Source organism: Synechococcus sp. MIT2312 (genome assembly GCF_059772315.1).
Map to the genome: position 1 here is coordinate 698,735 of NZ_CM186281.1, position 24,676 is coordinate 723,410.

28 protein-coding genes are annotated in these 24,676 nt (G+C 53.2%); 6 read left to right on the forward strand and 22 right to left on the reverse strand.

Annotation, left to right across the window (positions count from 1 at the left end):
• Positions 1–47 precede the first annotated feature (47 nt).
• The 4 genes from AC6EI9_RS04320 to AC6EI9_RS04335 form a co-directional block, all read right to left on the reverse strand.
• Positions 48–362, reverse strand: a complete 315-nt coding sequence (locus tag AC6EI9_RS04320; protein ID WP_498469303.1) for a DUF3288 family protein — start codon at positions 360–362, stop codon at positions 48–50.
• A gap of 146 nt (positions 363–508) precedes the next feature.
• The gene (locus AC6EI9_RS04325; RefSeq protein ID WP_498469304.1) at positions 509–2,272 is read right to left on the reverse strand and encodes an iron uptake porin; all 1,764 of its coding nucleotides are present in this window, start codon (positions 2,270–2,272) and stop codon (positions 509–511) included.
• 167 nt (positions 2,273–2,439) lie between these two features.
• On the reverse strand, positions 2,440–2,757 hold the full coding sequence (locus AC6EI9_RS04330; protein WP_498469305.1) for a TM2 domain-containing protein: 318 nt from the start codon (positions 2,755–2,757) through the stop codon (positions 2,440–2,442).
• A 505-nt stretch (positions 2,758–3,262) separates the two neighbouring features.
• Complete coding sequence (locus tag AC6EI9_RS04335) at positions 3,263–3,751, reverse strand: hypothetical protein (protein ID WP_498469306.1); 489 nt, start codon at positions 3,749–3,751, stop codon at positions 3,263–3,265.
• Positions 3,752–4,001: 250 nt separating this feature from the next.
• On the opposite strand from AC6EI9_RS04335, the gene AC6EI9_RS04340 reads away from it, so the two are divergent.
• On the forward strand, positions 4,002–4,262 hold the full coding sequence (locus AC6EI9_RS04340; RefSeq protein WP_498469307.1) for a FeoA family protein: 261 nt from the start codon (positions 4,002–4,004) through the stop codon (positions 4,260–4,262).
• Between the two features lie 42 nt (positions 4,263–4,304).
• Positions 4,305–6,149 carry a ferrous iron transport protein B gene (feoB, locus tag AC6EI9_RS04345; RefSeq protein ID WP_498469308.1) on the forward strand — a complete coding sequence of 615 codons (1,845 nt, stop codon included), beginning with the start codon at positions 4,305–4,307 and terminating at the stop codon, positions 6,147–6,149.
• Positions 6,150–6,403: 254 nt separating this feature from the next.
• On the opposite strand, the gene AC6EI9_RS04350 is transcribed toward feoB, so the two are convergent.
• The gene (locus AC6EI9_RS04350; protein WP_498469309.1) at positions 6,404–7,096 is read right to left on the reverse strand and encodes a ParA family protein; all 693 of its coding nucleotides are present in this window, start codon (positions 7,094–7,096) and stop codon (positions 6,404–6,406) included.
• 660 nt (positions 7,097–7,756) lie between these two features.
• Between AC6EI9_RS04350 and AC6EI9_RS04355 the strand changes: the two genes are divergently transcribed.
• Entirely contained in the window at positions 7,757–7,897 is a 141-nt protein-coding gene (locus tag AC6EI9_RS04355) for a hypothetical protein (RefSeq protein WP_498469310.1), read from the forward strand.
• A 198-nt stretch (positions 7,898–8,095) separates the two neighbouring features.
• Here the strand turns inward: AC6EI9_RS04355 and AC6EI9_RS04360 are convergent, their stop codons facing one another.
• From AC6EI9_RS04360 to AC6EI9_RS04375, 4 genes are all read right to left on the reverse strand, one after another.
• A complete protein-coding gene (locus AC6EI9_RS04360) occupies positions 8,096–8,437 on the reverse strand; it encodes a hypothetical protein (RefSeq protein ID WP_498469311.1) in 342 nt (113 codons plus the stop codon).
• A gap of 383 nt (positions 8,438–8,820) precedes the next feature.
• Positions 8,821–9,768, reverse strand: a complete 948-nt coding sequence (gene ppk2, locus AC6EI9_RS04365) for a polyphosphate kinase 2 (protein ID WP_498469312.1) — start codon at positions 9,766–9,768, stop codon at positions 8,821–8,823.
• Positions 9,769–9,843: 75 nt separating this feature from the next.
• Positions 9,844–11,187 carry an ATP-binding protein gene (locus AC6EI9_RS04370; protein WP_498469313.1) on the reverse strand — a complete coding sequence of 448 codons (1,344 nt, stop codon included), beginning with the start codon at positions 11,185–11,187 and terminating at the stop codon, positions 9,844–9,846.
• Positions 11,188–11,210: 23 nt separating this feature from the next.
• Positions 11,211–11,936 carry a response regulator gene (locus tag AC6EI9_RS04375; protein ID WP_170951832.1) on the reverse strand — a complete coding sequence of 242 codons (726 nt, stop codon included), beginning with the start codon at positions 11,934–11,936 and terminating at the stop codon, positions 11,211–11,213.
• A gap of 143 nt (positions 11,937–12,079) precedes the next feature.
• Here AC6EI9_RS04375 and AC6EI9_RS04380 point away from each other — a divergent pair, with 143 nt between their 5' ends.
• Complete coding sequence (locus AC6EI9_RS04380) at positions 12,080–12,544, forward strand: EF-hand domain-containing protein (protein WP_498469314.1); 465 nt, start codon at positions 12,080–12,082, stop codon at positions 12,542–12,544.
• 2 nt (positions 12,545–12,546) lie between these two features.
• Here the strand turns inward: AC6EI9_RS04380 and AC6EI9_RS04385 are convergent, their stop codons facing one another.
• The 4 genes from AC6EI9_RS04385 to AC6EI9_RS04400 form a co-directional block, all read right to left on the reverse strand.
• On the reverse strand, positions 12,547–12,879 hold the full coding sequence (locus tag AC6EI9_RS04385; RefSeq protein ID WP_498469315.1) for a hypothetical protein: 333 nt from the start codon (positions 12,877–12,879) through the stop codon (positions 12,547–12,549).
• 77 nt (positions 12,880–12,956) lie between these two features.
• Positions 12,957–13,103, reverse strand: a complete 147-nt coding sequence (locus AC6EI9_RS04390; RefSeq protein ID WP_498469316.1) for a hypothetical protein — start codon at positions 13,101–13,103, stop codon at positions 12,957–12,959.
• Positions 13,104–13,150: 47 nt separating this feature from the next.
• Positions 13,151–13,792, reverse strand: coding sequence for a DUF4335 domain-containing protein (locus AC6EI9_RS04395; protein WP_498469317.1), 642 nt, complete (start codon positions 13,790–13,792; stop codon positions 13,151–13,153).
• Positions 13,793–14,350 carry a DUF3038 domain-containing protein gene (locus AC6EI9_RS04400; RefSeq protein ID WP_498469318.1) on the reverse strand — a complete coding sequence of 186 codons (558 nt, stop codon included), beginning with the start codon at positions 14,348–14,350 and terminating at the stop codon, positions 13,793–13,795.
• On the opposite strand from AC6EI9_RS04400, the gene AC6EI9_RS04405 reads away from it, so the two are divergent.
• On the forward strand, positions 14,349–14,912 hold the full coding sequence (locus AC6EI9_RS04405; RefSeq protein ID WP_498469319.1) for an adenine phosphoribosyltransferase: 564 nt from the start codon (positions 14,349–14,351) through the stop codon (positions 14,910–14,912). The two genes, AC6EI9_RS04400 and AC6EI9_RS04405, sit on opposite strands and share 2 nt — an antisense overlap.
• Before the next feature lie 37 nt (positions 14,913–14,949).
• Here AC6EI9_RS04405 and AC6EI9_RS04410 read toward each other — a convergent pair whose 3' ends face one another.
• Genes AC6EI9_RS04410 through dapB form a run of 5 tightly spaced genes read right to left on the reverse strand, consistent with a single transcriptional unit; the run spans position 14,950 to position 18,202 of the window.
• Positions 14,950–15,162, reverse strand: coding sequence for a DUF2949 domain-containing protein (locus AC6EI9_RS04410; RefSeq protein ID WP_067097090.1), 213 nt, complete (start codon positions 15,160–15,162; stop codon positions 14,950–14,952).
• A 19-nt stretch (positions 15,163–15,181) separates the two neighbouring features.
• Positions 15,182–16,390, reverse strand: a complete 1,209-nt coding sequence (locus tag AC6EI9_RS04415) for an FAD-dependent monooxygenase (RefSeq protein WP_498469320.1) — start codon at positions 16,388–16,390, stop codon at positions 15,182–15,184.
• Positions 16,391–16,402: 12 nt separating this feature from the next.
• Positions 16,403–16,654 (reverse strand): CAB/ELIP/HLIP family chlorophyll-binding protein, encoded by a 252-nt coding sequence (locus AC6EI9_RS04420; protein ID WP_498469321.1) that lies wholly within the window; start codon positions 16,652–16,654, stop codon positions 16,403–16,405.
• Positions 16,655–16,690: 36 nt separating this feature from the next.
• Positions 16,691–17,344 carry a DUF8619 family protein gene (locus tag AC6EI9_RS04425; protein WP_498469322.1) on the reverse strand — a complete coding sequence of 218 codons (654 nt, stop codon included), beginning with the start codon at positions 17,342–17,344 and terminating at the stop codon, positions 16,691–16,693.
• A gap of 6 nt (positions 17,345–17,350) precedes the next feature.
• The gene (dapB, locus tag AC6EI9_RS04430) at positions 17,351–18,202 is read right to left on the reverse strand and encodes a 4-hydroxy-tetrahydrodipicolinate reductase (protein WP_498469323.1); all 852 of its coding nucleotides are present in this window, start codon (positions 18,200–18,202) and stop codon (positions 17,351–17,353) included.
• Positions 18,203–18,318: 116 nt separating this feature from the next.
• Between dapB and AC6EI9_RS04435 the strand changes: the two genes are divergently transcribed.
• A complete protein-coding gene (locus tag AC6EI9_RS04435) occupies positions 18,319–22,335 on the forward strand; it encodes a magnesium chelatase subunit H (RefSeq protein WP_498469324.1) in 4,017 nt (1,338 codons plus the stop codon).
• Positions 22,336–22,367: 32 nt separating this feature from the next.
• Here the strand turns inward: AC6EI9_RS04435 and AC6EI9_RS04440 are convergent, their stop codons facing one another.
• From AC6EI9_RS04440 to AC6EI9_RS04455, 4 genes are read right to left on the reverse strand one after another with little or no spacing between them, the layout of a single operon-like run.
• Entirely contained in the window at positions 22,368–22,772 is a 405-nt protein-coding gene (locus AC6EI9_RS04440; protein ID WP_498469325.1) for a thiol-disulfide oxidoreductase DCC family protein, read from the reverse strand.
• A gap of 33 nt (positions 22,773–22,805) precedes the next feature.
• The gene (gene folP, locus AC6EI9_RS04445; protein WP_498469326.1) at positions 22,806–23,660 is read right to left on the reverse strand and encodes a dihydropteroate synthase; all 855 of its coding nucleotides are present in this window, start codon (positions 23,658–23,660) and stop codon (positions 22,806–22,808) included.
• A gap of 6 nt (positions 23,661–23,666) precedes the next feature.
• Entirely contained in the window at positions 23,667–24,398 is a 732-nt protein-coding gene (gene tpiA / locus AC6EI9_RS04450) for a triose-phosphate isomerase (protein ID WP_498469327.1), read from the reverse strand.
• A 60-nt stretch (positions 24,399–24,458) separates the two neighbouring features.
• The gene (locus tag AC6EI9_RS04455) at positions 24,459–24,641 is read right to left on the reverse strand and encodes an RNA-binding S4 domain-containing protein (protein ID WP_498469328.1); all 183 of its coding nucleotides are present in this window, start codon (positions 24,639–24,641) and stop codon (positions 24,459–24,461) included.
• Between the last annotated feature and the right edge of the window lie 35 nt (positions 24,642–24,676).

The following is a 24,676-nucleotide window of genomic DNA, read 5'->3' on the forward strand; positions in this document are numbered from 1 at the left end:
GAATGGGCAGCCCGGTTTTTCACTGGTGAGCGCCCATTCATCTGGCCTTAACCCTCTTGATCAGCAACATCAGCACCGGAACCGAGATCGTTGTCAAGTTGCTGACCAGGCTTCCAACCACTGGCCCAGATCTCACGACAACGAGCATTGAGGCTGTGCGAGTCAAGACCCCAGCCAGTCACAACCTTCTGAATGTCCTGTTTGATGTCATCGGCTCCTGGGAAATCGCCGTATCGCATCACAAGCCTGGCCGCCACGGTGAGCTGCTCAGGCCCCGGATCACCCTGATGGCCCAGCAAGGCATCAACTTGATCACGATCCGTCGCATACAAGGGGTGCGTCTGGCCGGTCTGATCACTCATGGTGAGATGAATACCTCATGACCAGGATGTCACCTGAAGGAATAGAAAAAACTCAGCATTAAAAAACCGACCTGAAAACAGGTCGGTTGTAACTTCAGGAATGGATGAAACAAACGTTATCACCCAGTCCCGCAGGATTGATTCGATCAGAACGTGAAAGTTGTACGGAGAACTCCACCGAACTGATTGAATGTTCCGTCTGAGCCACTTTCACCAAGATAAGTGAGTTCGCCCAAAGGACGGCTCAGATAAAACACTGCTGGAGTCACAGTAATGTTATCTGTAACTTGGAAACCGTAATAAGCTTCCATGACATAGTTGCCATCATAAGGAGTGTCCCCACCTTTCAATGCAGTCGCGAATGTGGGTTGTCCAATCGCGAAACCAAGACTATTGCCTTGAAGGAATGCGTCGTCCCAGTGGAGGGCAACTTGCCAGGACTGCGAAGTCGTCACAATGCGATCAGGAGAACCATCGGTATCGTTGAGAGTATTGATACCCCAACCAGCACTGATTGCAGGAATCCAACCTGTATCTTCAGGTTGCCAATAACCTGAAAGTGCGAAGGCGTTAAGAGAGCTGTCACTCGTCGCATCACTGACGAGATAACTGAGCTGCGTGAAGGCAGTTGTATAGGGAACTAACTGCGCATCTTGCAGGTAGGAGTAAACACCAGCAATACCCCACTGCTCAGCCTGATAACCGATCTGGACAGTACCTACTCCAGCTGAACCATCCGAGGCGATTCCACCTTCCTGAGGATTGCCGATCATGCCGTTTTGAGAAACGTACTGAACGCCAGCTACGAACCCGTCATTTTCGTAGTTAAGTGCTGCACCAGGGCCTTGGGTTTTGTTGTATGCACCAGGCGCGCCGTTGAGTGTCAACACATCAAGAACAGTGTTGCCATCTCCGGAAGGATAAACAGAGGGCCACATTGGCATCATGTCATCCTGACCAACATTGGCACCGACAACAATGTTGAAGCTGCTTCCAATCGGTGCGGTATAAAAGATTTTATCGATGTAAACTGCATCTCCGCTGCCGGCGCCATCCAGGGAATCAGAAGCAACCTCGAGAGTTGAAAGGGTAGTCGGAGCACCGAAAAATGCAGTTCTGCCGAAATTGCCAGCTCGGAGAGTCGTTGTCAGCAGATCCTTACCAGTAAAACTGGTATTGAAGTTAATCTGTGTGTCATAGTTAAAAGTTACGGCTCCATACTCTCTGTTCTCATAGTCTTGTGCATTATCACCACTGATAAAGAGTTGAGCGAGAGCAACATCACTGAACGGCGTATTCTCAAAAAGACCGTCATCAGGGTCTTCTAAATAATCGTTGATCTGAGTATCAGTCAGGCCTAGATCGTATGCGTCATTAATGCCAAAGAGATCGTATTCATTCAGGTCCCCACCAAACGTGTTGGCTCCAAGGACGAAACTGGTCTGACCTTCAAGCTTGGTGGTGGTGGAGAACTGGGTGGCTTCCAGTTCGCCAACGCGGGCTTCCAGACCGTCAACGCGGCCCTTGACGATGGCGAGCTCCTTTTCGAACTCCTTCATCAGGCGCTTGAGCTCGTCGGTCACTTCGGTGACGCGGTCGAGGCAGGCATTCAGCAGTGCAGCCGCTTCAAAGCGGGTCATGGCACGGTTGCCCCGGTAAGTGCCGTTGGGGTAACCGGCAACGCAGCCGTAGCGCTCGATCAGGTTGCTGAGAGCCTGATAAGCCCAGTCGGTCGGATAGACGTCGGAGAACTGGGTGATGCTGGTGACCTGCTCAGCAGCAACCGTGTCAGCAGACACAGAGGCGTAGTCGGAAACACCAACAGCATTGACTTCAGTTGCACCAGCAGTCATTGGAGCCAGAAGGCCCAGAGCAGCAGGAGCAACCAGCAGTTGCTTGAACAATTTCATGAGATTCCTCACACCAAAAAAAGAGGAATGCAAATACTAAGAAAAAAGAACCAAAAGGCAAGCGATCAGGACGATTATGAATGCAAATGATTCGCCAATCCGTCAAAAACAGTAAGGCGATAACGAGATCCCTGAGATCTTGCCCCGGGAAGAGTTAAACCAAACATTCAATAGGGACTGATCTGCTTGATGTCGTCATATAATTGCTTGGCAAGCTTATTGTTATAACCAGTACACAACTCACGCATGCACAAAGCATCAAAAATAGAGAACAAAGCCGGCAATAAGGTCCAGAAGAAAACGAGAAAAACAAGACCGCTTTTGCGATCATTCAGCCAAAATCGATGGTAGCCAAACCATCCCAGGAGAAGAGCGTAAACAACTCCCAATGAAGGCTGTCTGCAACGCAGCTCAAACTCATTCTCAAAAACCATTTGTTCGCCACTAGACATCTTCTTGGCAAGATGTTGATACTCTTTTCTCATCTGAAGCGGCTAGAACAAATCTAATAGCAGCCTAACAACAACGGAAGACGGGATCAAGCGATTGGAAAATGGCAAACAAATCGAAGCAGGTGAGTCAGGAGCTCTCAAAAGGCAAGACTGCTGCAAAAGAAAGTCGTAAAGATGGACAAAAGCAGACCAGCATTGTGATTTGGCTTATCAATTGATCTCGATCCTGCAAGAACTGAACTCAACCGGATAGGAAGGAAAAAGAAAGAACGAGATCAAATCAAGGGGTACTGTTTAGGGTAAACGATATCCAAGCGAACCAATCCGATGCCACACTGCAGCAAATGCGGAAAGATGCCGCCACTGGGTCTGAAAAAACTCTTTAAGGCGGTTGGCCGACTGCTTCAGAGTCTTTTAAAATCAATCAACACTTGGTTGAGAACCACAAAAAATCAGTCAAAATCGATCAAGCATTAATGATCAATATTGATAGGAATGAAAAAGATGAGATCGATATTGAATACAAGGTGGTTCATGCTCAAGCGACGATCCAAGCATCCTCCTCGCCATGCTTTTGAATCGATCCTGACAAATTGTCCTTCCAGTGCTCGTAAGCAACATCAAATTCTCGATCCCACAGAGGCGGTATATCAATCACAGCTTTTTTGAAATAACCATCCTGAATTGCACTTAGATAGAGCCTCCTAAGTGCAATCCACCGGGGTTCGTTTTTATGAGACATTCGAAGCATAATGTCCTGGAGTTCACCATCAATATTCTCAGCAGGAATACAATAAAAATCTCCGACCCTACGCTTTGAGCGCAAAAAATGTCCTTCTTCAAGGAGATGATTGACAACAGCATTTTGGCCGTCTTTCTGATCCAAAAGTTGAAACAATGTTCGCGCTCTCTTGAGACCTATCTGGTATCTTCTATTGGCCAGCCACTGAGTAATCGCAGTACGACGCGTAATTGCTATTAAAACAAGTACAAGCGCAATGAGCAATTCAATTTCAATAATCAGCATGATTACGAATAGTCTGCTTTAAAACTAGCAGCGTTTCATAGCCCGACAAGCAACATCATTTACCAGGTAACATATGCAACAGAAAATACCGTCAAGGCCTCAAATTACTGTTTTTGTTTATAGTTCCAACAACAATGTCATACAACTCGTAACAAATTCTACAAAAATTGCAGTTTTAAGTCCTCTGTAATTGCCAGCCGATTGTCAGAGCTCTAGTCTTTTCATAGAGACGCAATCCCACAGCTACGCAATGGATTTAAGTGAACTAGCAGTTCATCATTCAGCAACTGTCGTTGGTGTAAGCAGTGATGGTAGCGACCTGAGTAATTCCTTCAAAGACCGTTTAGAAGCAATGGGAATCAGGAAAGGGCGCACCGTTCAGGTGATGCGCAAGGCTCCTGGCGGAGATCCCTATGAGGTGAGGGTTGGCAGCACCACTGAAATTGCCATACGCAAGTCAGAAGCAGCTTTGGTGGAAATCACTGATGTGATTGATCTTAAAAAGTCATGAAGACGACCATTTAGTCCATTTCAATCAGCTTTACTCCCCATCATGATCACTGCAGAAACCGGCAAGACAACGCAATCAAAAAACGAGTTACCCAGGATTGTTTTTGTTGGTCAACCCAACACAGGTAAATCAACCTTTTTCAATCGAGTTACGAATGCAACTGCTGGTGTCGCCAACTGGCCTGGCCTAACAGTTGATTTCATGCAAGCGAAGGTTGAACGTGATGGCAAGACAGTCGAGTTTGTTGATCTACCAGGAATCTACGATTTAGATGGATTCACAGAAGATGAAAAAGTCGTTCAGGACTTCCTTGAACAATACAGCTTTGATCTGATCGTTTGCGTCATCAATGCTTCTCAGATTGATCGTCAGATACTTCTACCTCTTCAATTAAAGAAATTGGGTATACCAAGCTTAGTTGCTTTGAATATGGCCGATGAAGTAAAACGCTTTGGTGTGAAGATCAATACGCAGAAGTTATCTCAATTCCTTGAGATGCCTGTTTTTACGATTAGTGCCAAATACGGTGCTGGTTGCAGTCTGGCAATTGACGGAATTTGGAACACTGTTAACGACATCACAGATTCTTATAAGGTAAAAGAACTTGTTGAGTTTTGCAGGCAAAATAAAATTAGCGACGAAGAGATTCAAGACTCTCTAGATCAGGGAATAGAAATGCCACCAGAAAACCTGGTGACATTCACAAATCGAATGGATGCAGTGCTCTTGCATCCAATTTTCGGTTTGCCGATCTTCTTCCTGACCATGTTGGTCCTATTCCTATTTATATGGAATATCGGAATGCCAGCGCAGGATCCCGTCGGGGATTTCACTGATTGGTTACAAGCCACAGTTTTAGAGCCAGGACTGAGCTTCCTCCCGGACATCGTCAAAGATTTCGTTATCAGTGGTCCCTATACAGGTTTCGCTTCGCTGCTGGGTTTTGTACCACTTGTTGCCTTCTTCTTTGTGGTGATGACTGCTCTAGAAGACAGTGGTTATCTCTCAAGAGCTGCGTATCTGATGGATAACATCATGCGCAAAGCAGGTCTTGATGGTCGTGGCTTCGTCATGCAGCTGTTTGGATTCGGATGCAATGTTCCCGCGATTATGGGTACAAGAACGATTCGTTCACGCAGTCAACGTTTACTTTCAATTCTTGTCATCCCATTTGCATTATGTTCTGCAAGACTGCAAGTTTTTGTTTTCTTCCTGGGAATTATTCTTCCAAGCAACATGGGCGCAGTGGCTCTATGGCTTCTATATATCATTAGCTTTATCGTCGCTTTTGTTATGGCAATGATATTCAATGCAAGTGGACAATTCAAATCAAAAGACCCATTTGTCATTGAATTACCCCCTTACAGAACTCCTACATTCAAGCAAGTTGCACTGAATGTATGGAGTGAAATGAAGACATTCGTACAAAAACTCTCTGTCTTCATGATCATCGGTACAACAATTACCTGGTTCCTTACAAATTATCCCGGTGGCTCTGAGGGATTGAACACCTACGCAGGTCAGATCGGAACCTTCTTCCAACCTTTGATGGCTCCTTTGGGGATCAATCCATTATTGACAGTTTCACTCATCATTGGCTTCGTCGCCAAAGAGGTTCAGTTGGCTGCTGTTGCGACAATGTATGGGATGACTGAAGGAAGCGATGCGCTCAAAACAACCCTTGGCGGTGTCATCAACTTCCAACAGGGTTTCAGCTATTGCCTTTTCAGTCTTCTCTACGTCCCATGTCTCACAACAGTTGCCACAATCTGGGGTGAAACCAAATCGGCGAGATTTACACTCTTTTCTGTTGCTGTTTCAATGATCGTGGCCTGGGTCGTTGCCTTCGGTTTTTATCAGGGTTACAATCTAATCTTCACTTCCTGATATCAGCAGCAACAAAAAAGCCTGGTAGTGCACACATGACTGTCTATCAGGCTTGTTCGATCGACAAAGAATACAAGATCAATTGGAGAATAGATAACCAAATAGACTATCGAATTCGTGCTTCAATTCACAGCAGAGAAAAGTGTGCTGAAACGGATTCACTTGATCCGTGGCTTAAAACCACGTTCAGAATGAGCCGAACAGATGAGTTAGATGCTTTCAACACACATCCGCGATCAGCATGCTGTTCTGAATTACGCGGCTCTCTGTTCCAACGGTGTGAAATCCCAACCGATTGGAGTCAGCGACTGAGTTGTTTCTCGATGAGCCTCATAAAGCTCTTCAATCTCAGTGCATGCTTTGTCATAAGCGAACCAGCCCATCATGCGCCTTGAATGTGCACGACCTCTTTTATCAACAGACTGATCCACCGTGACGCCGTTTGTTTCAGCACTCTCAAAAGCACTTAAAAGAGGAATTTGAGACTGCAAAACGTGAATATCAAATCCTTCAAGGATTTCAACAGCTGATTCTGCTGAAGACCGTTTGCGTGAATCAACCTTGACTAATAAAGCGGCATAAGGAATGCGGTAATGATTCAACAAGGTCGACATTTCGATCGTTAATTCTAACGAGCGACTCTGTGGTGTTGTGGGGAGCACAATAATATCGGAACCTTCAACAAGATTTTTTAGTTCTTCTTCGTTGCTGCTCGCCTGACCATCTGTGACAACGATATCGGCACCTCTGGCGACTTTGGCTGCGGCTTCAATCGGGATGACTGGATAAGGGAGCAATTCTCGTGCTCCATAAGCAGTTGCCGAACGATTCCTATCCGCATCGATCAAGGCAACTTTTTTGTGTTGATGAGCCCAGATAGCAGCTAAGTGAACGCTCGTACATGTTTTTGCAACACCTCCTTTCTGACCGAAAACAGTGATAAACATTGTTTTGAACAAATTTTTATTATCATTACGCCAACAAGCAGGTTGTCAAGGGCTTTTCAGCTCCATGTCATGGCAGGTCAAGCCATCGAAACGGCCGCTCCTGTCGGATCACAGAAGGAGTGAGCATCAAACAGGACAAAGCGTCAAAAAGTAACTCCAACCTGATGAGCAGTGGCGACCCGACAAGGTCCGATCAAAACACAATAAAAATTCAATCAACGTCGACATTCATTGAATCGCAATAATTTCCTAAAGCCAAATTTTTTTACTGTCTCAGATTCCGCACTTGCACTCCACTCATTGGAGATCACGGTTGAGAGACCATTGGACAACACTCATCACCAAAAAAAAACGGGGCGGTATCCCTATCGCCCCGTCGGAAACAGTGCCTGGGGCAAGGACCAGACAGGGTCATGATCCAGAACAAAAAGAGACCTTTGTGGCAGAACCAGGGGAATCAGGAAAATTCAGCCATGAAACACATGCCAGCTCAGATCGTGAAACAGTGATGACAAGCCCTTGAAGCTGGTTCATCTTCGCCAAGTCTCGGGTGCTTCAACTTCCAGGTCCAGCAGAAGGAACCTGAAGATGATTAAACAATCACGGCTGAATGAATGAAATCACACGTGAGATTCACCGCTTCTGATCAGATTGTTCTCCATGAACGAAAATTCAAACGAAACTCTGCCTCAACAGGATGAGGTCGAAAGCTTTAGCGCCTGGCTCAAGCGCAATCGTCTTGACAATGGTCAACCGTGGTTGTTCTACGGCGAAGATGAATTGTTTGAAGATGTGATCTGAATTCTTGAACGTTCCGCAAAATTCAAGTCTGGAATCAACGATCTACAATAAAGTCAAATCCGATGCATCAACTTTAATTTTATCGACTTAAGTAATTTTTTGCATCCGTAGCAAGAACCAATACGCAAATATCAATCGTTCAAGCATTCTGTAAAAAGGATAAATTGGTGATGTAGAGGCCTTGCTCCTAACCAGCTTCTAAGCAACTTGATGTTCTGCAGACCTGATTTGTCGCACAAGCGTTGGCGCACTAGTTTCAGCATTCGTCTCCAATGACCACTGATCAAGCTCGATGGTTTGGATCATCTCAAAAATCTCATTCACTGAAGCCAAATCCTGTTGCATAAATTCCATAACCACTCTGATTTTGGAATAAACTTCAAACTCTGATTCACAAAAATAGCGAACAGATCCTTGAACACCTCGACTGATATATTGATTCAGGAATCTTTCCAGACTATCTTTTTCATAGCCGTCCGCGATCGAAGTCTTGAGTTCGATTGATCGTATGGTGAAATAGCTCACTGTTGTATCAGGCATCAGTTGGAAAAATTTGAACCACGCTAGTGGTCTTGATTCCGACTCCGCGAACAACCAGATACACGCGCAACCCTCTTAAAGCACTCTGGACAAATCACTGTCAACCCACCACAGCTTGGCTTTTAATGCAATTCAGACCCTATTTGTAAGATCAAATCAGGATTCAAATTCCACAGGCACGGTCACAATTAAGACGACAATATTGTCAATCAATTCTTTGCAAAAGCTCCAATCTAGTGGCACATATTAGTGCATCATCGCGAATCCGAATCGCCAAGGATAGGCAATTCACTGGGGGTTTTCTCTGATTTTCTGAACCGGATTCAAAATTATTTCACGTCAAGAATCGCCGGCATTCGAGTGTTACTCTCTTCCGACTCCAGTCAAAAGGGATAGCCATTGGGAACAAAGAATTGTTCGTTGATGGGAGGGCGTGCATAATCACCTTTTTTAGGCCTGGGAGGAAGCTTGATCCCAGGAGGTGTCATGTCTTCCCAGGGCACTTTGCTGAGAATGTGATGAAGACAATTCAGTCGCGCTCTTCTCTTGTCATCGGCTTCAACAGTGAACCAGGGAGCCTCTGGAATATTGGTTCGCGTGAACATTTCGTCCTTGGCCCTAGAAAAATCAACCCAGCGATTGCGAGCCTCAAGATCCATCGGACTCAGCTTCCAACGACGTGTTGGGTCATCGATTCGCGACTGAAAACGTGCCTCCTGCTCAGTGTCGCTGACAGAGAACCAATACTTGAGAACAAGAATGCCACTGCGGACCAGCATCCGTTCAAATTGAGGAGCATCATCAAGAAACTGTTCGACTTGGTCAGGGGTGCAGAACCCCATGACCCGCTCAACACCTGCTCGGTTGTACCAGCTTCGATCGAACACAACAATCTCACCAGCAGCAGGAAAATGTTCGACATAGCGCTGGAAATACCACTGGCTTTTTTGATGCTCTGTTGGCGTTCCCAGTGCCACAACCCTGCAACCTCTTGGATTCAGGGGTTCGGTCAATCGTTTGATCGTGCCGCCTTTCCCTGCGGCATCACGCCCTTCAAACAGAACGATCATCCGATAGCCGGTTTCACGAATCCAGTACTGCATCCTGACCAAATCAGTCTGGAGGCGGATCAATTCAGCCTCATATAGCTTCTTGTTCAGCCTCACAATCTTGGCCTGATGGTCATCCATGAGATCCCCGAACCGCTCAGATGGAGTGTCAATGTCCTGAGCATTGACCCCCAGGCTTTCCAAAGCAATGTCAGAGACGCGGTCTAAACGAGCTTTGCTCTTGGCTTGGTCGTTTTTCTTTGCCTTGCCCTTGTTGCCCATGTTCGGAACAGCTCCGCTCCTATTGGAAGCATCGGAGGTAGGCAGCTCAACATCTGCTCCGGTTTTTCTCAGATTTCAACTCGTCAGGGAGCTGGCCTGGCCATCCAACAACGGCAGGCTGAAGCGGATCGCAAACCTGCCTGGATCAGGTCCTAAATCGACTTCGTGACGATGGAGGCACTCGAGCCGGCCACCGTGGAGACGCGCAACGTGAGACACAATCGCCAGCCCTAGACCGCAGTGGCCCTGCTGACCGCGGGACGAATCAAGACGATGAAACGGTTGCAGAGCCTCTTCCCATTGCTGGGCAGGCATCCCTTTGCCTTGATCCCAGACCTCGATGCAGCAGCGTGAATTGTCGACATGCAGACGAAGAATGACTGGAGCAACTCCGTAGGAGAAGGCGTTGTCAATGAGGTTGGCAATTGCACGACCGAGAGCAACAGGTTTGACCGAAACAGAGAGAGGGGCCAGGTCGAGACGCAATTGATCCGCCGGATGACTGCTCGCCACCTCCGCCAGCAATTGATCCAGGGGGACTTGCACCGAGGTTTCACTGTCACCACCACCGGCAAACAGCAAAAACTGACCCGTGATCCTCTCAAGAGACTGAAGGTCACCAGCACACCGCTCCCGCTCATCCGCTGAAAGCTGCGGCATGGACAAACGGAACTGAAGTCGGGTGATCGGTGCTCTCAGATCATGGGCGATGCCGGCAAGCATCGTGGCGCGTTCTCGACGATTGGCAGCCAGCCTCTGCACCATGGCATTGAAGCGCTGAGTGAGGCGCTGGACCTCAGGAGCTCCGCGGGCGGTGACGGCATCAGGATCCTCACCATCACCCACACGGGAGAGCGCTTTCTCCAACCCCCGCAAAGGTGCCTCCACCTCCACCAGCAGAAACAGCCCACCGCAGATGATGCCTGCGCCCACCAAGGCAAGTCCAAGCAGCGTGGGTTCCGGAGGCCATCGCATCACCGAGGGCACGTCCACACGCAACCAGATGGGCTCCAGAGGAGAAATCAATTCGATCCACACACTGCGTTCCCCGCGGGCGGCCCGGTCGGGCAACACCATGGGACAGTGTGAAAGGCGTTGGCAAAGTTGCAGCTGCAACGCCTCCGCCTGTCGCTTAAAAGCTGCTGACGGTGGCAGCGGTGCGGGTTTGGGACGAACCGTGACTTCGAGATCAAGACCGCTCAGTTCCGCAACCAGATGAGGGGGATAACGCTCAAGTGCCAGCTCAGTGAGCCTCACGTTCAGGGCTAGATCTCTTCCAAGCTGAATGGTCTGCAACTGCTCCAGTTGACGACCGAAGAGAGCCTGGAAAACCACCAGACAAAACGCCGAACTACCGAGGGCCAGTCCTCCCCAACCCAGCAAAGCAGTGAGACGCTTCTGCCAAGGACGGGAAGGCATCGACAACAGTCGTGAGGGAGGGATCAGCGGGATCTTGGTTCGCCGTCGGGGACAAATACATAGCCATAACCCCAGACGGTCTGCAGATAACGCGGGCGGGTTGGATCCGGCTCCACCAGTTTGCGCACCCTCGAGACCTGAACATCCATGCTGCGGCTGTCGGTGTCACAGCCAGGCCCACGGGCTAGCTCAATCAACCGCTCGCGCGACAAAGGGCGATGAGGATGCTGAACGAATGACGCCAACAGGCTGAACTCGCCACTGGTGATCACAACAGGTTTGCCTTCACGGGTGAGCGTGCGGGCAGCCAGGTCCAGCACATTGTCGCCAAAGACCACATCACCGCCTTCAGCCAGAGGAGTGCCGGCAGGCAGTGCACTGCGCCGCCTTAACACCGCTTCAATCCGCGCTGAAAGCTCACGGGGCAGAAAAGGCTTGGCCAGGTAATCATCAGCCCCCTGCTCCAGACCGATAATGCGATCCACGCCTTCTCCACGAGCCGTCAGCATCACCACCGGCAGGTCATCGCCTGCATCCCTGAGACGACGGAGTGCCGTCAGACCATCATCACCGGGCATCATCAGGTCGAGCACGATCAGATCAGGTCGCTGAAATTCCAGGCGGGCCTCAAGCTGCTTCACATCGCTGAGACTGCGCACGTCATACCCCTGATCCAGCAGATAGGTGCCGACCATCTGACGCAAATCAGGGTCATCATCAACCACCCAGATCATCGAAGTGCGGGGCATGGGTTCTGGCGCTGCTTCAAGTTGCACTGATCGTATGGATGCCGTTGCGTCCTGTCGCGCTCAAACGGACCTTGTCACAGCTGATCGGAGATCTGTCACGACTCAGACATGTCCATGTCGCCAGATCTCCATATGCTCAGTGCATGGCGAAGCGCTTGACACAACCAGTGTTGATGGCCTTCGTGCTGCTTGGGATGCAAAGTGTTGTCCCCTTCGCCTCGGTTCTGGCGAGCCCACGGCACGTGCAGATCTACGGCCGACGCATGGAGGCACTGTTCATCCGGATGGATGTGAACGGTGATGGTCGTCTGGAATCGGGAGAAGTCAGGGGTCGGCCCTATTTCGAGCGGCGTCTGCGACGACCTGACTCGCGTGGCTATTTATTGCTGAAGGATCTCAGACCCTTAAGCCCTCACCCGAGCGGGCAGCGGCTGCAGAAACGCTTCAATCAAGCCGATCGCAATGGTGATGGTCGGATCGATCGGAATGAATGCCAATCACTGCCCTGGTTGAGCCGGAATTTTGTGAGCTTCGATCTTGACGCCGATGGTGGACTGACGCTTGAGGAACTGTGGACGGTGCAGCGTTCACTCGCCCCTCGACACTGAGTTCAGCGCCGAGGTCTGGATCGACGATGGATCGTTTGACTTGGCTTGAGACGCTCGGAGCTGATCAGCCGTGTGAAGGATTTGACCAGGCGGAACACTCCGGACACCAAAGCCAAGAGACCTGCGAGAAGCAGCATTGCAATCAGGATGACCGCAGCCAGTCCGAGCAATGCTTCCAGGAGCTGTCCAAGACCTCGAATCAGATCAGCGATGGCCTCACTCACCACCACCATGGCGTCGACCTTCTGAGGCAACCAGCTCAGAAATGCGAGTAACCCTGAGCCAAGGGCCAACAACAGAACCCCCTCAAGCATCTGACGGCCAACTGAAACCACCCTTGACCGGGGCCGCTTGCTGAATACTCTCCGAGTCTTGGGCACAGCTCTAAGAGGTCTCAGATTGGGGGAATTCATCACACCGCCTCCAGAGCGAATTCCTGAGCAAAGCCAGTGATTCGACAGCAGCGCTGCACGATGATCAAAAAGCAGAGAGACGCTGACGGCAAGAACTCAGCAATCCGAACAACAGAACTCTTGAGGTTGGACGGACTCTCTGCCATGCGAACCGTGAGGCAATCGCGCCATTCTGAGCCGCCTGGCTCAGAGGTCAACGCTCTTGATCAGGTTGTGCAGGATCGCTGATTGGAGTTTCTGTCTTGACCTCGGGAGCCTGCGCAGGCATGGGGGATTGAACCTCAGGCAATGGCAACAGGAGCCCCACGACACCCAAGACCACAACCGTGGCGCCTCCAAGCAGCGGAGCTGTCAGCCTCTGCGTTAAGGGGATCCGCTCAACAATGTCTCGACGAGCAAGGGGTTCATGCTGAATCGATGGCCAGGCGAGACAGACACGGCCGTCGCTTCGCAAGGCATCAAGACAACGAACGAGATCGGCCAACTGAGCATCATCCAGTTGAATCGACAGAGGCGGAATTCCTGGCTGGCCACTGGTGAGGTCAAGACGATGCTGAGACCCATCGGGAACCAGCCGAACTGGATCGTTCAGCTCACCCAGGGAACGGACTACCCCTGAAAGACGCAGCCGCACGTAGGGAATCACCACCTGCATCAATGCTTCCAGATGCTCACGTTTGCCCTCCAGCTCGGAGGCGCCGACGATTTTCAAACGCCAGCTGGACAGAATTCCGATGGCCTGCTCTGCATGACCAGCAGAAAAGTCAGGCAAGCCTTCGACTTCCAGGCGAGCGGTGGTTTGGTCGTAGCGATAGGACTGTTTGAGCATCACCATTCAGGGGGTCGGATCAAGAAGACTGGCGCGGAGACGATCCACCCCGCCGGGTCCAGCAGCCAGTGCCAGTGTCAACACAAGCTGTCGCTGCAGCGGGCCTTCAGGCTCACTGCCGAGAAAACGCTGAATGGCACCACGCCGAAGATTCATGCGCTCTTCAATCAGATCGCGCAGACGCTGATGGACCAGCTGCCAGCGCTGGCGAGTGAGGTCTTGGGGCTCTTTGCTGGACAGCAACTGGTGAAGCATTGGATAGAGCCGGTCGGCCATCACGCAGAGGATCCTGATCAAGGCCTCTGTTTCCACGGCACTGAGTTGACCACGTCGCGTGGAACGCCTGAGCGGGTTATGGCAGCGACGTTTCCAGAGCTCAACGCGATTGGGAAAGATCGTTTCAAAACCAAGCTGGCGGGTCGCCCAGAGCATGGCTTCCCCTCCGTTCAGGTCAAGAGATTCAACAGTGAGCAGAAGCAGATCTAGGCGCTCGAGAGCACGGCGGCCCAGAACCGCTTCAGGAATCGACGGATCTGGAGCCGCCTCGGCAGTGACATCGGTCATGGCTGCGATGATGCCAGGGTTGAGGCCATTGCGTCACCACCCTGTGGATCTTCGTCAGTTCATTCGCGATGTGCCGGACTTCCCCAAACAAGGAATTTTGTTCCGCGACATCTCACCGTTGTTGCGTGATCCCCGTGGATGGGGGGAGGTGATCCAGCAACTTGGCGACGTCTGCGACCGACTCCAACCAGACCTGATCGTGGGAATTGAGTCCAGGGGCTTCATCGTGGGCACTCCTCTGGCCACACAGCAAAAGATTGGCTTTGTGCCGGTCAGAAAACCCGGAAAACTTCCCGGCGAAGTGACCGGTGTTGATTACACCCTTGAATACGGAAGCGATCGTCTTGAAATCCAGACCGATGCTCTGGCGGATGGAGCCCGTGTCTTGCTGGTCGACGATCTGCTTGCAACAGGCGGAACTGCAGCCGCCAGTGTGGAGCTGATTCAAAAGGCTGGAGGCAGGCTCGTGGGCTGCGGGTTTGTCATTGAGCTGGCAGATCTGGGCGGACGCCGTCGCTTGCCAGAGGGACTTCCAATCGAATCACTGATCCGTTACGACTGATTGGAGCGCCAACTCTGAAAGTGGGCCGCTGGTTCGATTAGTCCTGTTGCTGTTGCCAATCGAGAACCTCTTGGTACTGCGCCAGGTTCAGCAATCCAAAGCTCCAGAGAACAACAGGAAGGGGAGCCTGCTCCAGGTGGGCCTGACGAATGCCGAGATTGATGGCGTTCTCACTCAAGCCCAGTCGCTGCTGCAGAAAGGCAATCAGCGCTCTGGACGCCACTGGTTGTGGATCACTGCTGATAACCATCAACTTCAGAGTGAGGCGCTTACCTTGGCAGCGGTTTCAGCAAGGTGCCAGGGCCGTCGGTCATCGCGGACAAACTGAAGCGCCGAATCCAGCTGATGCGCTTCAGCATCAAAAGCGCGAGACGCCTGAAAGGCATCAGCAGAGGATTGCGATTGGAGAAGAAACGAATCAGAAGATCCGTTGACAACAAAACTCCCACCAGATCAGTGCGTCGACGACGGGAATAGCGTCGAGCCAGCGATGGGGACGCGATCTCTTCTCGCCGGACTGCCGCAGTGAGAGTTAAGAGGTCACTGACATCACGCCAACAAAGATTCAGGCCCTGTCCGCCCACTGGATGACAACGATGCCCAGCCTCTCCCACCAAAAGCAAGGATCCACGGTGAAGACGAGGCGCCAGGCTTAATTCCAATGGGAAAGCGCCAGGTTCATCGAGCAGTTGAACAGCGTTCACTCCATCGGGAAGGATGGCGTCCAACGCCGATAACAGTTCTGATGGAGAAGAGGCAGCTCGATCTCGACATCGCGGCAACGGTGCACTCCAAACCAGTTGGTAACGGTCCTGCCCAAGGGGCAGAACGGCCATAGGACCTTCAGGCCGGAACAGTTCGTAAGCACACTGCTGATCCGCTCCCGTCAGGCGAAGCTTGACGGTCAGGCAACCCTGTTGGTACGCGTGGGACCAGAAAGGCACCTCAGCCCAGCGACGCAGGATGGAGCGAGGGCCATCCGCAGCGACGATCCACTGGCGAGATCCAGCACTGGCGAGAGCCTCCTCTGCTGGCGTGGCGTCATCCAATTGCAGCGCAACCCGATCTGAGGCCTCTAGCCGCTCGAGCAGAAGAGTCATCAAAGGACGGTGGTCAAGAATCCATCCAATCGCCTCCGAGGTGCGATTGGCAGGTCGCAAATCGCGCACGTGGAACCAGGCGGTGCAGCGAGAGGAACAATCATCAAGCCGCAGAGAGTGAAAAGGCTCCATCTCGTTCAGCAAGGCATCCCAGAGGCCAAGATCGTTCAGGAGACGCCTTGAGGAGTGCGTGATGGCGTAAGCCCGACTGCGGCTCAACAACAACTCAGCGCTCAAGCGATCGTGAAGAACAACAGAAAAGCCCTGTTGCGCTAATCCAAGCGCCAACAGGGCTCCCGTCGGGCCAGCTCCAACGATGCGGAACTGGTGATGAACTGCTTTGACAGCGGAGTCTCGGACTTGAGGATCAGCTGTCACCACGTCAAACAATCAGCCAATGCCGAGAAGACCACGAGTAAAAGCTTCGCCACCCAAAGCGAATTCCGTGGCCAGCAATGCAATGAAACCAAGCATGGCCATGCGGCCATTCAGCATTTCCGCGCGCTCGTGGAACCCCCAGCCGCTCTCAGTGTCCACCACTTCCATGCGGGGTTCTGTTGCAAAAGCATTGAGACGACCACCATCTTCTGTGGTCACAGTGGCGCCGCGGATACCGGGAGCGTTGGAGGGAACCTGAGACATGATCAACCTGACTTCTTTACACAGCGTAACGCATTATTAAGAACTTTTACGCAAGCGCAACCTGCAGAGATCTTCAAAGGCCGGCCTGAGCAGGAAGGGATACTCCCCAACCCAGAGCTTGAGCTGGGGCAGCCATGCATCAGTGAGTGCGCCGACACTCGAAAAATCCTTGCGCTCACTGAGAACAATGCAGCGAATCAGAACGCCTGGCCGAATCGCTGAATGGGTCTTGGTCATTGGAAAACTGACCCTCCCCAGGTAGCCGTCTTCATCGGCGAGCTCCAGGATCATCCAGGTTCTGCGGTTTTCAACCAGCTCGAGTCGTCCGCTCGCATCGGCCTGTTCGCGCTGATTCTCCACACGCTCCTTGGTGTAAGCCTCCATCACCTCGCCCTCAAACAGGGCAGCTGATGGGTAGCGACGCAAGGACGCATTGCGTCGACCCGCCTCAAGAATCGGCCCCCACAGGATGTAAAGCAGCAAAACGACTCCTGCAATCAACCAAACAGAGCCCCAGCGGTTGAATGAAAGGCTCTGACTGATCAACAGAGTGATCACTCCACCAATGCCTGAGATCAGCAAGCGCTGCAAAATCTTGCGTGGATCACCCAGTGCAAATCTGAACTGGGTCCCGGTCGCCACAGCTGGTATCAGCGTCTGCAGTTCGCCGGGACGAAGTGGAATCAGCATGAAAACTCAGATCAGCCTCTCAAGGCCGTAGACGAGTCCTGGCAGCTGTCTCACTCTGCGCACGCACAACAACACGCCAGGCATATATGCAGCGCGATCAATGGTGTCGTGGCGAAGCGTATAGGTCTCACCCGGAGCTCCGAACATCACTTCCTGATGAGCCACCAGCCCTGGTAAGCGCAGGGAATGCAAACGCAGTCCACTGGGGCGTTCACCACCGCGGCTGCCCTCCAGCGACTCGTGCTCATCAACCTCTGCGGCATTGAATGATTTGCCCAACTCCTCCATCAACTCCGCAGTTTTGATGCAGGTCCCACTGGGGGCATCAGCCTTGCGGTTGTGGTGAAGCTCCGTGAGTTCTGCGTGGTCATAAAAACGTGCTGCGGCAGCCGCGGCCTGTTGAAGCAGCACCATGCCCACTGAAAAGTTGGGGATCACAGCACCGCCCACGGAGGCCTTCTCTGAAAAACTCTGCAGGTCCTTGAGTTGCTCAGGAGAAAGTCCTGTGGTTCCAATCACAGGGTGGACGCCGTAAGCGATGGCCGCTCGGGTGTTCGCATACACCACCGATGGATGGGTGAAATCCACCATCACCGCTCCCTGACCGGGGCCGGCATCACGAACGGACTGGCTGGTGGCGCAAAGGCAGCCCTCCAGATCAGCCGTGACGGCAACCTCGATGGCTCCCAGACCAATCAGTTCACCGATATCGGCTCCCTCTTTGCCCGGTGTGGTGTCGACAGCCCCCACCAGGTGGCAGTCGGGTGAAGCCTGAACAGCACGGATCACCTCCGCGCCCATGCGTCCCAGAGCTCCGGTGACCAACACAGGGATCGACTGATTCTCAGCAGCACTCATGCCAGGGATGTCTCTCGTCAGAGCCTATGAACGGATCGAGTTGTAACACCGCGAGAAAACCTGCGCGTAGAACTGCTCACCGCCGTAAAGTTCGTTACACAGGTAAACGTGCGCCGATGTTCACACAGGTCCGCTCCGCCAATCGCCGCGTGGCTCCTGTGGAGGGTCAGAACCATAAATCCGTCATGAAGGCGGTATACGTGGTGCTGGAGCCGCAGTATCAGAACGCACTCACGCAGGCGGCCACCGCTCTGAACGCCAGCGGAGGTGATCTGGGCATCGAACTCAGCGGCTACCTCATCGAGGAACTTCGCGACGACACCAATTACGAGGACTTCAAGAGCGATGTAGCTCAGGCCGATGTGTTCATCGCCTCACTGATTTTCATCGAAGATCTGGCTCAGAAGGTTGTCGACGCCGTCACACCCCACCGTGACCGTCTTAAAGCCGCTGTCGTCTTCCCCTCCATGCCGGAGGTGATGCGCCTCAACAAGCTCGGCAGCTTCTCGATGGCTCAGCTCGGACAGAGCAAGAGCGCCATTGCTGGATTCATGAAAAAGCGCAAGGAGGCTGGCGGCGCCGGCTTCCAGGACGCCATGCTCAAGCTCCTGAACACGCTGCCCACAGTTCTCAAGTACCTGCCGGTTGAGAAGGCTCAGGATGCGCGCAGCTTCATGCTCAGCTTCCAGTACTGGCTGGGTGGAACACCGGACAATCTGCGCAATTTCCTGCTGATGCTGGCGGACAAATACGTCTTTCCTGCTGAAGCAGGAGAGGAGCGTCCTGTCATGGAGGTCGCAGAGCCGGAGGTCTTCCCCGATCTCGGGATCTGGCATCCTCTTGCCCCATCGATGTTTGAGGACCTCAAGGAGTACCTCAACTGGATGTCGAGACGAACAGATCTTTCCGAGGAAGCGCTCAAAGGCCCAGTGATCGGCCTGGTGCTGCAGCGAAGCCACATCGTCACAGGAGACGACGCTCACTACGTGGCCACGATCCAGGAGCTCGAGTTCCGCGGGGCCCGCGTGATTCCCATCTTCTGTGGTGGTCTCGACTTTTCGAGACCCGTCAACGCATTTTTCTACGACCCAATCAATCCCGAACAACCTCTGGTTGACGGCATCGTGTCCCTCACCGGCTTTGCTCTGGTGGGTGGTCCGGCCCGACAGGACCATCCAAAAGCCGTCGAATCACTGAAGAAACTGAACCGGCCCTACATGGTGGCCTTGCCGCTGGTGTTTCAGACGACCCAGGAATGGGAGGACAGTGACCTGGGCCTGCATCCTGTGCAGGTGGCACTCCAGATCGCCATCCCCGAACTGGACGGTGCGATCGAACCGATTGTTCTCTCCGGCAGAGACGACGCAACCGGAAAAGCTCACACACTGCAGGATCGTGTTGATGCCATCGCTGAACGCGCCATTCGATGGTCATCGCTGCGCATCAAACCCCGCGTTGATAAAAAGCTGGCGATCACGGTGTTCAGCTTCCCGCCCGACAAGGGCAACGTTGGCACCGCGGCCTATCTCGATGTGTTCGGCTCGATCCATCGCGTCATGGAAGAGATGAAAGCGAAGGGATACGACGTCAAAGATTTACCTCCAACTCCCAGAGCCTTGCTGGAAGCGGTGATCAACGACGCCAATGCCATGCAGGGCTCCCCAGAGCTTTCAATCGCGCACCGGATGAGCGTCGAGGAGTACGAGCGACTCACTCCCTATTCAGAACGGCTGGAAGAGAACTGGGGGCAACCTCCCGGCAACCTGAACAGCGACGGACAGAATCTGCTCGTGTTCGGCAAACACTTCGGCAACGTCTTCGTCGGCGTGCAGCCCACCTTCGGCTACGAAGGTGACCCCATGCGTCTGCTCTATTCGCGCAGCGCCAGCCCCCATCACGGATTTGCGGCCTACTACACCTACCTGGAAAAAATCTGGCAAGCCGATGCCGTGCTCCACTTCGGCACCCACGGGTCACTGGAGTTCATGCCCGGCAAGCAGATGGGGATGAGCGAAACCTGTTATCCGGACTCTCTGATTGGATCGCTGCCGAACCTCTACTACTACGCAGCCAATAACCCATCTGAAGCCACCATCGCCAAGAGACGCGGCTACGCCTCAACGATCAGCTACCTCACTCCACCGGCGGAGAACGCAGGTCTTTACAAGGGCCTCAAGGAACTTGGTGAATTGGTTGGTTCCTATCAACAACTTCGTGAAGGTGGTCGCGGCGTGCAAATCGTCAACACGATTGTGGAGACGGCCCGCCAATGCAACCTCGACAAGGATGTTGATCTTCCCGAGGACGATGCCGCATCTCTCGACCTTGAAGGACGTGACGCCCTCGTTGGTGCTGTTTATCGCCAGCTGATGGAGATTGAGAGTCGTCTGCTTCCCTGCGGACTCCACACCATTGGTAAACCCCCCACCGCTGAGGAAGCCGTTGCCACCCTCGTGAACATCGCTGCTCTTGAGCGGGATGAGGACGAACTGCGTTCCCTTCCAGGCCTGCTTGCTGAATCGATCGGACGCACGATTGAAGACGTCTACAAGGGGAATGACAACGGTGTTCTCGCTGATGTGGAGCTCAACCGCACCATCACAGAGACATCGCGTGCAGCGATCTTCGCCATGGTTCGGTCTGTAACCGGCAGTGACGGCCGAGTCAACCTGCGCAACAACTGGTCGTGGTTCAGCGACCTGCTGACCCGCTTCGGCTTCAAGCTGCCGTCCCCATGGCTCAAGGCCTGCAAAACCAACGGTTTCAGTGAGATCGATCCGACTGAGCTCGACAAACTGTTCGGCTATCTGCGTTTCTGCCTTGAGCAGGTCTGCGCCGATATGGAGATGGAGAGTCTTCTGAAAGCACTCGATGGCGAATACATTCTCCCCGGTCCTGGCGGTGATCCGATTCGGAATCCCGGTGTTCTCCCCAGTGGCAAAAACATCCACGCGCTTGACCCTCAGGCGATCCCGACGCGGGCTGCTGTGGCCGCGGCTAAAGGGGTTGTGGACAAGTTGATCGAGCGCCAGCGCGAAGAGCAGGGAGCCTGGCCCGAAACGATTGCCTGCGTCCTCTGGGGCACGGACAACATCAAGACCTACGGAGAATCTCTGGCACAGATTCTCTGGTTTGTGGGTGTGAAGCCCATGCCGGACTCCGTTGGTCGAGTCAACAAGCTCGAGCTCATTCCTCTCGAGGAGCTGGGACGTCCCCGTGTTGATGTGGTGGTGAACTGCTCAGGAGTCTTCCGCGATCTGTTCATCAACCAGATGGCACTGATCGATCAGGCCGTGAAGATGGCAGCCGAAGCTGATGAGCCGCTAGAGCAGAATTTTGTGCGCAAACACTCCCTTGAGCAGGCTGAAAAAGAGGGAAGCAGTTTGCGAGATGCGGCTTGTCGTGTGTTCTCGAATGCCAGCGGCAGCTACAGCTCCAACGTGAATCTGGCCGTGGAAAACAGCACCTGGGAAGAGGAAGGCGAGCTGCAGGAGATGTATCTCTCCAGGAAAACATTCGCCTTCAACGCTGACAATCCCGGTGAGATGAACCAGAAGCGTGATGTTTTCGAAAATGTCATGAAAACCGCTGACGTCACCTTCCAGAATCTGGATTCCGCTGAGATTTCCCTCACCGATGTGAGTCACTATTTCGACTCCGATCCCACCAAACTGATCGCCGGTCTGCGTGATGACGGCAAGGCGCCCACCAGCTACATCGCCGATACCACCACCGCCAATGCTCAGGTGCGCTCCCTGAATGAAACGATTCGCCTCGACTCGCGCACCAAACTTCTCAATCCGAAGTGGTACGAGGGCATGCTCGACTCGGGTTATGAGGGTGTTCGAGAAGTTGCAAAGCGCCTCAATTTCACTCTTGGCTGGAGTGCCACCAGTGGCTCAGTCGACAACTTCGTCTATGAGGAAGCCAACGACACATTCATCAACGATCCAGAAATGCGCAAGCGTCTTCTCGATCTGAATCCCAACAGCTTCCGCCGCATTGTGGGGACGTTGCTTGAGGTGCACGGTCGTGGTTACTGGGAGACTTCCGACGAAAACATCGAACAGCTTCAGGAGCTCTACCAGGAAGTTGAGGATCGGATTGAGGGTGTCACGACACCCGAATCCTGACTTGATCGAACTGCTTTAAAGAACCAGCCCATTCACTGCGGCAGCGAACAACGCTCCTGACAGAGCTGGTCCAGCGATGCACGCTTGGTGATCTTCAGCCGATACCGGGCCCAGACGCCATAAAGGACGTCAACCACTGGCCCTATCACTGGCCAGCGGGTCGGCGCATACAGCCAGCCGAGACCGATCAGGCGATAAGCCTCTCGAAACACCGCAACATCAGTGAGCACTGTTCCGTCGGCCTGAATGGCATGAATCCTCGCCATCGCCTGGCGGTAGCCGATGCCGGACCAATCCTCTGGACAATAGTCCTGTGCATCAATGTCAACGAAGCGGATGGACTGATCGCGATCCTTCCGACGCAGAAACGTCACCTCGCGAACACAGAGTGGACATCCACCGTCGTAGAGGAGGGTGAGCTCAGGGCTCGTACTCATGAATGCCTCACAGAGGCGTCCGTTCTAGCCAGCTCAGTCACGAACGTTGGTGGGTGAACCCTTCCGGGCCACCGCCGCGGCCATGGTCACCACCTGACTGATCGGCCCTACATCATGGACTCGCACCACGTGAACCCCGGCCTCCACAGCCCTGGCGCAGACAGCAGCCGTCCCCCAGATCCTGGCCTTGGCGCGGGGCTGATCAAGAACAGCACCGATAAAACGCTTGCGTGAGGGCCCAAGCAACAGCGGAATGCCGTCCTGTTGAAGCTCGTCCAACTGTCTGATCAGCTGGAGATTCTGGTCTGTGGTCTTCGCGAAGCCAAGACCTGGATCCCAAATCAGCTGTTCCTGGCTCAAGCCCGCTTGGAGAGCACGGTCGGTGCTGAACCTCAGTTCCTGCAACACTCCGGCAACAACGCCCTGGTCGCCGTACTCGGTGCAGTCGTCCATGGTTTGACTGTCTCCACGACTGTGCATCAGCACATACGGGCAGCCAGCATCGGCGACCAAGGGCAGCATGGCCGGGTCGCGCCTGCCTCCACTGACATCGTTGATCCAATCAGCGCCTGCCTCCAACGCGGCTCGAGCCACGGATGCCCGAAATGTGTCGACGGAAAGGATCACCTCCTGATGGGCTGCGCGAATGGATTGAAGGCAGGGGAGAAGACGCGACAGCTCTGCTTCCGCACCCACATCAACAGCACCAGGACGGGTGCTCTGGGCACCTAAATCGAGCAGCTGCGCTCCATCCCGCAGCTGACGTGACGCCTCATTCAACGCCAGATCCGCCCGGTTGAATCGTCCTCCATCACTGAAGGAGTCCGGGGTGAGGTTGATCACCCCCATCACAGCCGGGCGATGGCCCCAGCAGTCGGGATGACGCATGACGAATCAGGCGACCTGATAGTTGGCGATGCGAGCGAAGCTTTCCGCATCCAGTGACGCACCACCCACGAGCACGCCGTCGATATCACTCATGCTCATGAGCTCATCGATGTTTCCGGGTTTGACGGATCCTCCGTACTGAATGATCAAATCAGGAGCACCCACCCAACTACGAATCAGGCCACAGATACGGTTGGCCTCCGAAGATTCACAGGTCTTACCGGTGCCGATGGCCCAGATGGGTTCATAGGCAACCACAAGACGATTCGGATCGAGTCCTTCGAGGCCCTGCTCGACCTGCCGACGGATCACGCGCTCGGCTTCACCACGGCTGCGCTGTTCATCACTTTCTCCCACGCAGACGATGGGGATCAGTCCATGGGCTTGAGCTGAACGCGCCCGATGGTTGATCTGCTCATCACTCTCACTGAAATACTTACGCGGCTCGCTGTGACCAACGATCGCGTAACGCACTCCATGCTCTTCCAGCATCGATGGAGCGATCTCACCCGTGAACGCCCCCTCTGCTTCCCAGTGCACGTTCTGACTCGAAATCTCCAGCCGTGATCCTGACGTGACTTCAGCGGTGGTGCTGATCGCCGTAAACGGAGGCGCAACGACCAAATCACGGTCATCAGGCGTGTCGGCGATCAGTGGCATAAACGTGGCCAACCAGTCCCGGGCCTGGGCGCAGGTCATGTGCATCTTCCAGTTTCCAGCAATCACCGGTTTGCCCACGCTTGCGTCCTCTGCGGCTCAGCAGCAGCCAACTTACGTTCCTACGGGAGCAAAGTCGTCTCAGATCTTCGTGACGACCGCCTGATCTCCTCCCAGGATCACGCTGTCCCCGAGCTTGAGCTGACGTCCTCGCTGAGTCACAACGCTGTCATTCACAAGCACTTGCCCGGCCTGAATCAACATCTTGGCCTCACCACCGGTGCCAACCCATCCTTGCCATTTCAGGAACTGATCGAGTCGCATCAGCCCAAGAGATCACGAAAGAGCATTGATAGTGT